General features: G+C 30.4%; 6 protein-coding genes and 1 pseudogene. 1 reads left to right on the top strand and 6 read right to left on the bottom strand.

All coding sequences use genetic code 11. The annotated features are described in order from the left end of the window. Nucleotides 1-281: 281 nt before the first annotated feature. A complete protein-coding gene (locus tag M3005_RS02965) occupies nt 282-872 on the bottom strand; it encodes a peptidylprolyl isomerase (protein ID WP_293793549.1) in 591 nt (196 codons plus the stop codon). Between the two features lie 148 nt (nt 873-1,020). On the opposite strand from M3005_RS02965, the gene M3005_RS02960 reads away from it, so the two are divergent. After that, nucleotides 1,021-1,656, top strand: coding sequence for a VTT domain-containing protein (locus M3005_RS02960; protein WP_293793547.1), 636 nt, complete (start codon nt 1,021-1,023; stop codon nt 1,654-1,656). An 11-nt stretch (nt 1,657-1,667) separates the two neighbouring features. On the opposite strand, the gene M3005_RS06030 is transcribed toward M3005_RS02960, so the two are convergent. The 5 genes and pseudogenes from M3005_RS06030 to M3005_RS02940 all read right to left on the bottom strand — a co-directional run bounded on the left by M3005_RS06030 (nt 1,668) and on the right by M3005_RS02940 (nt 5,640). Beyond that, nucleotides 1,668-2,294 (bottom strand): TIGR01906 family membrane protein, encoded by a 627-nt coding sequence (locus M3005_RS06030; protein ID WP_353320920.1) that lies wholly within the window; start codon nt 2,292-2,294, stop codon nt 1,668-1,670. Between the two features lie 2 nt (nt 2,295-2,296). Next, nucleotides 2,297-3,076, bottom strand: coding sequence for a TIGR01457 family HAD-type hydrolase (locus M3005_RS02955; RefSeq protein WP_293793545.1), 780 nt, complete (start codon nt 3,074-3,076; stop codon nt 2,297-2,299). A 10-nt stretch (nt 3,077-3,086) separates the two neighbouring features. Then, entirely contained in the window at nt 3,087-3,632 is a 546-nt protein-coding gene (locus M3005_RS02950) for a YutD family protein (protein ID WP_293793543.1), read from the bottom strand. A gap of 11 nt (nt 3,633-3,643) precedes the next feature. Beyond that, complete coding sequence (locus M3005_RS02945) at nt 3,644-5,017, bottom strand: bifunctional metallophosphatase/5'-nucleotidase (RefSeq protein ID WP_293793542.1); 1,374 nt, start codon at nt 5,015-5,017, stop codon at nt 3,644-3,646. Between the two features lie 15 nt (nt 5,018-5,032). Continuing rightward, nucleotides 5,033-5,640 (bottom strand): annotated as a pseudogene (locus M3005_RS02940) (metallophosphoesterase). Nucleotides 5,641-5,867 lie beyond the last annotated feature (227 nt).

Raw genomic sequence — 5,867 nt, 5'->3', positions numbered from 1 at the left:
AAGATTCCTTACACATCATCGATTATCAATCTTGTTCAGTTTTCAAAGATCTACCTGTTCGTTAATGTTTAATAATTAACAACTCATTAATAATAACAAATTATCAATTCAACGTCAACAACTTTTTTAATGTAAATTGTTGATAAATCAATTTAACGAGACCATATTATGTTACCAAATTGGACATTCTATGTCAATTAAATTTTTAACTTATCAGGAACTGTGTTCCTCTTTTAACAGCAATATTTATAATACCAGGAAGTCTTATACTGGTCAAGAACTTATTTAAAAATTTCGACCTTGTTTATGATTACATCTTCGGTAGGTTTATCACTAATATCCACTTTTGTCGCTGCAATCTTATCTACAATTTCCATTCCGTCTACAACTTGACCAAATACAGTGTGTCTAAAATCTAACCAAGGTGTTCCACCATTCTTCAAATAATGGTCAATCACTTCTTGTTCAAAGCTAGCATCTTCCATTAATTTTTTCATATTTTTGGGCATTTTAGAACTTTGTACTATAAAGAACTGACTTCCATTAGTATTAGGTCCAGCGTTAGCCATTGATAATGCTCCTCTAAAGTTATATAGTTTTTTAGAAAATTCATCATCAAACGGCTTATTCCAAATACTTTCCCCCCCAGCGCCTGTTGCTGTTGGATCTCCACCTTGAATCATAAAATCTTTAATAACTCTATGGAAGGTTGTACCGTCATAGTAACCTACTTCTGCGAGTTTAATAAAATTTTCGACAGTTTGTGGTGCTTCCTTTGGAAATAAAGCAATTTGAACATCACCAAAATTTGTTTTTAAAATAGCTAATGGTTTACTGTCTTTATCACTTGTCATTTGCGGATAATTACTCATTAAAATCCCCCATCTATAAATTATATATATTTCATTATATCTAACTACTGTTAAATGATTAAGTGATTTAAATAAATTATTTAAAAAAACTTTAATGTTAGTCGTGTAAATTTGTTAAAATATAATTAAACACTTAAAGGAGTATGCTATGCAATTTCTAATTGATTTTATACTACACATTGACCAGCACATTATTAATCTGGTTAATTACTTCGGTGATTGGACATATTTACTTCTATTCCTAGTAATATTCATTGAAACAGGAATCGTAATTATGCCTTTTCTACCTGGTGATTCTTTACTATTCGCAGCAGCTGCAATTTCTGCTAATCCACAATATCACCTAAATATCTTTATATTTATCATATTGTTTCTAGTTGCCTCAATTGTTGGTGACTCACTAAACTTCTTCTTAGGTGAAAAAGTCGGTAATCGTTTAACACAACAAAAATATATCGGTAAGTTCATTAAACAAGAACAACTTGATAAAGCAAAATCTTTCTTCGATAAATACGGTATCCTAGCCATCTTCATCGCAAGATTTATGCCAATTATCAGAACATTTGCTCCATTTATAGCCGCTTCTAGTGGTTATAATTATCAAAAATTCGTTAAGTACAACGTTACTGCATGTTTTGTTTGGGTATTTCTATGTTGCGGTGGTGGATACTTCTTCGGAAACATCCCCTTCGTTCAAGAACATTTCTCAGCTGTTGTATTAGGAATCATCTTGGTAACATGTTTACCAGCAATAATTGCTTTATTCAGAAATAAGAAAGCATAAATAAAAAGGACTCATAACGAGTCCTTTTTTATTTTGTTTAAAATCAATACCATCCCTATTGATACTATTAAAAATATAAAAATGAATCCAATCATAAAATATTGAGATGGAAATAGATTTATGATGGGTTCTTTTTTTTCGTCAAAAATCCAATTCTGATTTCTAAATAATAACTTATGCATAAACACAAAAGCATCGTTGAAATCAATTACTGAAAAAATCACCAAGGAGGTAAATAACATATAAATTGATCTAAGTGGCATTCTTAAAATCCATAACTTGTTGCTAATTGACAATCTATTAATCATTTTAAAGTTAACCAAAGTCAGAATAACCACTAGCAGGTTGTTAATGATAATTAATGTTTTTACATCCCTAAAATGTTTAATAACCACATCATTAACTGGAATGACCGTATGCATATGACTAATAAATGGTGATTGTAGATATCTAATAATGTTTGTGTAATTATCAGCTATATCTGTCATCTTTATGTGTGTTGACGTTGAAATATCCATGAACTTAATTATCATTAGATAGATTATCGGTAAGTTCATAAATATAAAAACAGATAAACATACTAACCAAACTAAAATAAATAAGCTATATAGAGAGTATTTAGCCGTAGAATAAGGCATCTTTATAGTTCCCAATCATCCAAGGAATCAACTTGATGGGTAGGTTGAACTGTTTTAGTCTTCACTTGTTCTTTAGTAGATAATCCAGTATAAACTAATAATGTATCCATTCCGAAGTTTATCCCTGCGGAAATATCCGTCATATAGTTATCACCAACCATTACAACATCACTCTTGGATAACTTAATCTTATCTAGGGCATTTTGCATGATAATGGACTCTGGTTTACCAATCAATATCGGTTCTTGTTGAGTAGCATATTCCACTAGTTTAACTAATGATCCTGCCCCTGGTTGCATCCCTTTTTCAGTTGGAATATTACTATCTGGATTAGTTCCAATAAAAATAGAACCACTTCTAACTAGTAATACTGCCTTACTTAATTGATCATATGTTACATGATTATCTAAACCAACAATTACATAGCTAGGGTTATCATCAGTAATTTCAAATCCATTATTTTCTAATGCCTTTATCAAACCGATTTCACCAACTACATATGCAGTTTTATCGAGGTTTTTCTTAGTAGCATCGTTTTTTACATAATCTGCAGTAGCAAGGCCTGCAGTATAAACATTATCAACTGATACATGAATATCATGATTATCTGATAAATTTTTAACTACATCTTCAGGTAGTTTAGTCGTGTTATTAGTTACAAATAAAAAATCGGTCTTACTTGACTGTAATCTTTCAACAAATCTTTTAGCTGCAGGAATTCGTTTTTTTCCAGCGTAAATAGTCCCATCTAAGTCAATAAAATATCCTTTATACTTTCCCATTTATATTCTCCTAATCATTTCTTTGTTTAATCGTAAAGTGACGTTTGCCATGGCCTTTAGATTGAGTAACAGTTACATGTTCACGTTTTTCAATTTCTGGTTTGGTTTTTGTGACTTTTTCTTTAATAAAGCCGCCTTTATTGTTTCTATTGTTTCTTCTTGGGCGTTTCTTATTGAACGAAGAACTAGGCTTAGATTTAACTTCTAAATTATGCATGACAAAATAATCAGCACCCATATTAGCATACTCATTTAGATAATCCTTGATTGCTAGAAATTGATTTTGTAATGGTGTATTAGTTCCATCATCAGAAAATCCTTTAAGTCTTAAAACACCATATCCATAATCACCAACAATATAGCTGTATCGACTAAATATTGGATTATAGTTAATAGCAAAATCATCAATATTGAAACATCCATTATGATTATCGATTATTTCGTAAGTATGATTATTAATTAATATTTTATCTTCGCCATCCATCTTAATGTTAGCTAATGGCTTATAACTGTAATTTTTTTCTTGAACTAGTTCTTCAATACTTTTGCGATCCAATATTATTTCTCCTATTCTAACGGAAACTTATCTGATAAATAATCAGCAAAAAGGTCCCTTAATGTTTGATCATATAAAATATTATTTTGTCCTTTAATTGCAACCGTTGGGAAAAACGGAATAAAAATATAATGATCTAACAATGCTATCTCATATGTTTTATTAAAATCAACTAACTCTCCATCAAAGTATACATTATTATTTTCGTCTACTTCAATACCGTCGTAATTTAATTGACCAAAAAACTTACCTCTAAAGCCCATTCCTTTTTGTGGGAACTGAATCAAGAACTTCCAGTTCTTTTGCATTTCCATCACTAATCTCCATAAATCAGCACCACTAAGTGATGTGTTAGTAACATGCATTGAATGTGGCAATATCTGATGTAAATCATTTTTATTAATAATGCCCTTCTTTAGTGGCAATAAGAATAAACCATTATTTACAATCGCTGCTTTCGTATGTGCTTTTTTCTTCATTGCGTCTAAAAACAGTGTCACTATCTCTGGCTTTCCTCTTAATCCATTTTCAATATCATGATCAATCATTGCAACTTTTGATTCCGCCAAAAGTTTTTCGCCTTTTTCTTCAAGCCCATGGATAAAGTCTTCATCACCATCATGTTCGGGTAATGATGAAACTTCTACTACACTTGCAGATTTAGAGACTACCTTATTGTTATCAACCTCTAGTAAAATTTCACCTACATAGAAACCGTATTTTCCTGCAGCAGCAAGCAACGATTGATTGTCATTTTCACCATGTTTAAATAAATGATGTGTATGGCTACCAATTATGACATTAAATTTCGGAAACTTTTGTGCAATTAATCTATCCTGGGTTACGCCTAAATGCGATAACAATATTTTTACAGATTCTTCATCGTTGTTTTCTAAAAGTTCTTTGATTTTCACTTGATCATCAATTGGTTTCCAACCAACCAATTTATATGTTGATTGATATGGCGCAGTTAAGCCAAATATATCAATACTATTTCCTTGAGGCGTTTTAATTACTTTCTTTTCCTTCGCCCATGACGGAATCTTTAACGTTTTAGCATCCGAAATATTAGCTAAAATCACATCAAAGTTCGCATTATCATATAAGTGGTTTAGTTGTTCATGACTATTTGTTAAACCTTCATTATTACCAATAGTCGCTGCATCATAACCAATTTCATTTAAAAGCTCAATGTTAGCTTTCCCATCGGTAGCCTCTGTTAGCGGATGTGAACGATCTAATGCATCACCTAAATCAACGGTGATAACAAAGTAACCTTTTTCCTCTAGTTTCTTCTTTTCATTAATAAGGTATCTTTTAATTCTTGGCCAGTTCTCAAAATGTGAATGTATATCATTAGTATGTAAAATTGCGATTTTTTCCATCGTGAGTCCCTCCAATTATTTTCTTTTCATAAAATCTGTCGCCTTTTGTTCAATCATTACATTCAAATCATCTTCAGTAAATGGTTGACCAAACGGTTTATTGTATTTTAAATAGTCTTTTTCAGGACTATCAATTCCAACATTTATGTTTTCTTTCGCTGATACCGAATAGTGATGAATGTGTCCGTGCAAATTTATTATCTGTTTGACTTGTCCCATCATCATTGGATAATGCGTCATATAATATTGACAATGATTCATCTTTATTAATGCACCGACATCTTGAAAAGAAAACTTAGGTTCTCCATTTAATTCAATATTATTTTTATCAATATATTTGAATAATGCTCGACTATCATGATTACCCTTAATTAGTATAATTTTACCATTCAATTGCTTCAATAAATTGAAAATTTTCTCAAACTCTTTTTGTTGTGGCTTATCATGACAAACAGCAATATCACCTAAATGATAAACAACATCATTGTCAGTAACTATTTCATTCCAGTTTTTAATTATATCGTTATCCATTTCTTCAACAAAGAAATAGGGTCTAGGAGCGAATTCTTGTTTCCAATCATATGTTTATCTAAAAAATGCGTATCAGATATAAAAAATTTCATGCCTTGCTCCTTTTAATTATCTTTATATCTAGAATAAACTATTATTATTAAAATTAAAAACAAAAAAGGTTTAATCTACCAATATCGGTAAATTAAACCTTTAATATTAAATTCTGTCTTTAATAGTCTTAAAGATGTATAAGAATAGAATCCATATAATTGATCCAATTAGTGGAATCAATGTATCAACTCTAAATAATAATACGATTGCTACAAAGATAAGAAAA

Origin of the sequence: Apilactobacillus sp. (assembly GCF_025290035.1) — a bacterium.
Lineage (GTDB): Bacteria > Bacillota > Bacilli > Lactobacillales > Lactobacillaceae > Apilactobacillus.
The sequence above is the reverse complement of the archived record's forward strand: the minus strand, read 5'-3'. Positions and strand labels throughout refer to the sequence as shown.

What these genes read in the sequence shown, in the direction of transcription:
- M3005_RS02965 (WP_293793549.1), bottom strand. Translation starts at nt 872, where the DNA reads ATGAGTAATTATCCGCAAATGACAAGTGATAAAGACAGTAAACCATTA.
- M3005_RS02960 (WP_293793547.1), top strand. Translation starts at nt 1,021, where the DNA reads ATGCAATTTCTAATTGATTTTATACTACACATTGACCAGCACATTATT.
- M3005_RS06030 (WP_353320920.1), bottom strand. Translation starts at nt 2,294, where the DNA reads ATGCCTTATTCTACGGCTAAATACTCTCTATATAGCTTATTTATTTTA.
- M3005_RS02955 (WP_293793545.1), bottom strand. Translation starts at nt 3,076, where the DNA reads ATGGGAAAGTATAAAGGATATTTTATTGACTTAGATGGGACTATTTAC.
- M3005_RS02945 (WP_293793542.1), bottom strand. Translation starts at nt 5,017, where the DNA reads ATGGAAAAAATCGCAATTTTACATACTAATGATATACATTCACATTTT.